Origin of the sequence: Mesorhizobium sp. M7D.F.Ca.US.004.03.1.1 (assembly GCF_003998635.1) — a bacterium.
Lineage (GTDB): Bacteria > Pseudomonadota > Alphaproteobacteria > Rhizobiales > Rhizobiaceae > Mesorhizobium > Mesorhizobium loti.
In genome coordinates this window covers 1-3,801 of record NZ_RZQG01000592.1, presented here as the reverse complement: position 1 = coordinate 3,801, position 3,801 = coordinate 1, and the positions used below count along the sequence as shown (strand labels likewise).

1 protein-coding gene is annotated in these 3,801 nt (G+C 64.1%); it reads right to left on the bottom strand.

All coding sequences use genetic code 11. The features are described 5' to 3' along the window. Positions 1 to 24 precede the first annotated feature (24 nt). On the bottom strand, positions 25 to 3,513 hold the full coding sequence (locus tag EN935_RS26005; RefSeq protein WP_126067653.1) for a PAS domain-containing hybrid sensor histidine kinase/response regulator: 3,489 nt from the start codon (positions 3,511 to 3,513) through the stop codon (positions 25 to 27). Positions 3,514 to 3,801: the final 288 nt, after the last annotated feature.

Here is a 3,801-nt window from a genome sequence, read left to right as displayed (position 1 = left end):
ACCCGCTGCAGCCGACGAGCTAACCTATTCGGCGGCCGATGCCAGCGGCCTGACCCTGGCCATCATCGAGCGCAACACGGCCGGCTTCAGCGGCTTGTTGATCACCGCAATCTCGAGGCCGCCCGCGGCCGTGCGCACCTCGTTGGAGCGGTCCGCGGTGACCAGCACGGCCGGCAGGTTGTCGCCGTGGATCGCGCGCAGCCTGACGATGATATCGAGACCGGTTTCGCCGTCGAGATGGTAGTCGGCAAGGACGATGTCCGGGCGGTGCATCGCGGCTCCGTCCAGATCCCTTGAGCCGGACACTGTATCGACGTTGCACCCCCAGCCTTCGAGCAGCAGCCGCATACCTTCGAGGATGCGGGCATCGTTGTCGATGCAGAGCACGTGCAGCCCAGCCAGCGAAGCTGTCGCACGCGCAGGGGCTCTGGTCTCGATCTCGCGTCGCGGCTCCTGCACGGCCGCCACAGGCAGGATGACGGAAAAGCGCGTGCCCTTGCCCGGATTGGAAAAGATCCGGATCTCCAGGCGCAACACCCGGGCGATGCGGTCGACGATGGAGAGGCCGAGGCCGAGGCCCTCGGCCTCGCGCGCGCCTTCGTCCAGCCGGGTGAATTCGTGAAAGACGGTGTTCAGCTTGTCGCCGGCGATGCCGATGCCGGTGTCGATCACCTGGATTTCGGCCAGTTCGCCGCGCCGCCTGACGCCGACCAGCACACGGCCGTGGCGCGTGTATTTAATGGCGTTGGAGACCAGGTTCTGGATCAGGCGCCGCAACAGGTTGCGATCCGTCGTCACGGTCAGCGATGACGGCATGATCGTCAGCTCGAGCTTCTTTTCGGCGGCGAGCGGCCGGAAGTCGTTGCCGATCTGGCGCAGCAATCCATCGAGGTTGAAGGCGGTATCGTCCGGCTTCATCGCACCGGCGTCGAGGCGGGAGATGTCGAGCACGGCGCCGAGAATGGTCTCGACCGATTCCAGCGAGGATTCGATGTTGACCGCTGCCTTGCCGGTCGGCCCCTTGCCGGCCTTCTCGATCAGCGACGAGCAATAGAGCCGGGCGGCGTTCAGCGGCTGCAGGATGTCGTGGCCGGCGGCGGCGAGGAAGCGGGTCTTGCCGAGATTGGCCTCCTCGGCCAGCATCTGCGCCTGCGCCAGCTCTTCGTTGACGCGGGTCAGCTCGATGGTGCGGGTCTTGACGCGCTGCTCCAGCGATTCATTGGCGCGTTTCAGCGCCAGATCCTGCTCGACGCGTCCGGAAATGTCGGCATAGGTGGCGACGATGCCGCCGTCCGGCATCGGGTTGGACCGCAGCTCCAGGATGCGGCCCGAGGTTTTCAGCTCCATCTGCCATGGGCTGACGAAGCTGGTCAGCCGGTTGAGCATGGCCACGCGCTGCTCCGCCGGAATGTCGCCGCGCTCCGAGAGATGGCGCAGGATGCTGTCGAGCGAGACGCCGACCTGGCCCATCTCGTCGGGCAGGTCGAACAGGGCCCGGTACTGGCGGTTCCAGCAGATCAGGCGGAAGTCGCGGTCGAAGACGGTGATGCCTTGCTCCATCTGGTCGAGCGCGATCTGCAGCAGGTCGCGATTGTGCTGCAGCGCCTCGGTGGCGTCATCGAGTAAGCGGAAGGCATCCCTGGATTCGCGGTCGTGGCGCCGAAACAGCAGCGACAAGATCAGCCGCGCCGAAGACGAACCGACGGCGCTGGCCAGCAATTGTTCGGAAAATCGGATGACGTCCATGCTCGCCTGCTCGTTGCCGTGCAGCGAGGTTCCGTTGGTCTTTTCGAACGACTGGAAGGAGCGCTCGGTGCGCTCGACACCGAGATAGCGCCCGATCGTGTCCTTGAGGTCGTTGACGGTGATGGCGGTGCGGAAGCGGCGCAGGCTTGGCATCGGGCCGGCATCGCGTGGCACGAAGATCGACGCCTGAATGCGCTCCAGCGGCACCGATGCGCGCGAGAGGGAACCGAGCACAAAGAACACCGCGTTGACCGACAGGCTCCACAACACGCCGTGGTTCAGCGGTTCGGCGACGGTGCCGAACAGGGCCTGCGGCCGCAACGCCTCGAAGCCGAACAGCCCGTGCGCGATGATTTCGGTGTCAGGTCCGGCAAGCGATGGAAACAGCAGCGTGTAGCCCCAGACGAGGATGCCGGCGACCATGCCGAGTGCTGCACCCCGGCCATTGGCGCCGCGCCAGATCAGGCCGCCGATCAGCGCCGGCGCGAACTGTGCTATTGCCGCGAACGACATCAGGCCGATCGACGACAGGCGCGCGCTGTTGGTGCTCTCGCGGTAATAGAGGAAGGCGATGAACAGCAGGATGAAGATCGCTCCGCGCCGCACATTGAGGATGAGCGTCGACCAGTCTTCGGTCTCGGAGGTCGAGGTCTTGAGCAGGCGGCGCACGAACAGCGGAATGATGAGGTCGTTGGAGATCATGATCGACAGCGCCACGCTCTCGACGATCACCATCGCCGTCGCCGCCGACAGCCCGCCGATGAAGGCCGCCATGGCCAGCACGTCATGGCCGCTGAACAAGGGCAGCGACAGCACATAGAGATCGCTGCTGGTTCCGGTGCCGACCAGCGACAAGCCGGCAAAGGCGATCGGCAGCACGAACAGATTGATCGCTACGAGGTAGAGCGGAAACACCCATGTTGCGGTGCGCAGTTCGGCCTCGCCGCGGTTCTCGACGATGGTGACGTAGAACTGGCGCGGCAGCATGATGATGGCAAAGCCGCTCAGGCAAGTCAGCACCAGCCAGGTGGCGAGCGAGGTGTTGTAGCTCATCGCCTGCCGAACCTGTGCATTCTGGGCGAGCTTGTCTAACATGTCGCCCGGGCCGCCGAAGATCAGGAAGGTGACCATCAAGCCGATGGCCAGGAAGGCGGCAAGCTTGACCACGGTTTCGACGGCCACCGCCAGCATCAGCCCGTCCTGGTGTTCGGTGGCGTCGGCGTGGCGCGTGCCGAACAGCACCGCAAACAGCGCCAGCAGCATGGCGACGACCAGCGAGATGTCGCTGACGAAGGGATCGAAGGAGGGCGGCGATCCCGTATAGTGCTCGACCATCAGGCTGACCGAACCGGAGATCGCCTTCAACTGCAGCGCGATATAGGGCACCGCGCCGATGGTCGCGATCAGCGTGGCGATCGCCGCGACGGTAAAACTCTTGCCATAGCGGGCGCCGAGGAAGTCGGCGATCGAGGTGATCTTCTCCGTCTTGGCCAACCGCACGATGCGGTTGAGCAGCGGAAAGCCGAACACGAAGACCAGCACCGGGCCGGTATAGATGCCGAGGAATTCGAGGCCGCGTTCGGAAGAGAGGCCGACCGAGCCGAAGAAGGTCCAGGACGTGCAGTAGATCGCAAGACTGAGCGCGTAGATGAAGGGACGGGCCCGACTCGGCCCTGAAATGGCCGAGCGGCGGTCGCCTAGGCTGGCGATGGCGAACAGCAGCGTCACATAGGCGATCGCGATGATGACGATGAACAAGCCCTGCACGCCGGCAATATCCTCCCTGTGCCGAATTTCAACCCGGCTTGCCCAGACGCAATCACAGCTTGGCTTCCGAGTCCATCACGGCTTTGGGCGCATGAAGACCGCGATTTCTGATGCATGTCGCCCAAAAGCGCGCAGCGGTTTTGGGGCAACGACATGCACAAAAACAAAACACCCAAAGCGCGGCGCGTGGATCCGTTTCAACGCGACGCGCTTTGGAGACTACCGCCAGGTAAGGAGAAACCGGTTGCTTTCTCCTTTTTGCCGATGTTGCAACCGCAGGTTTTTGTT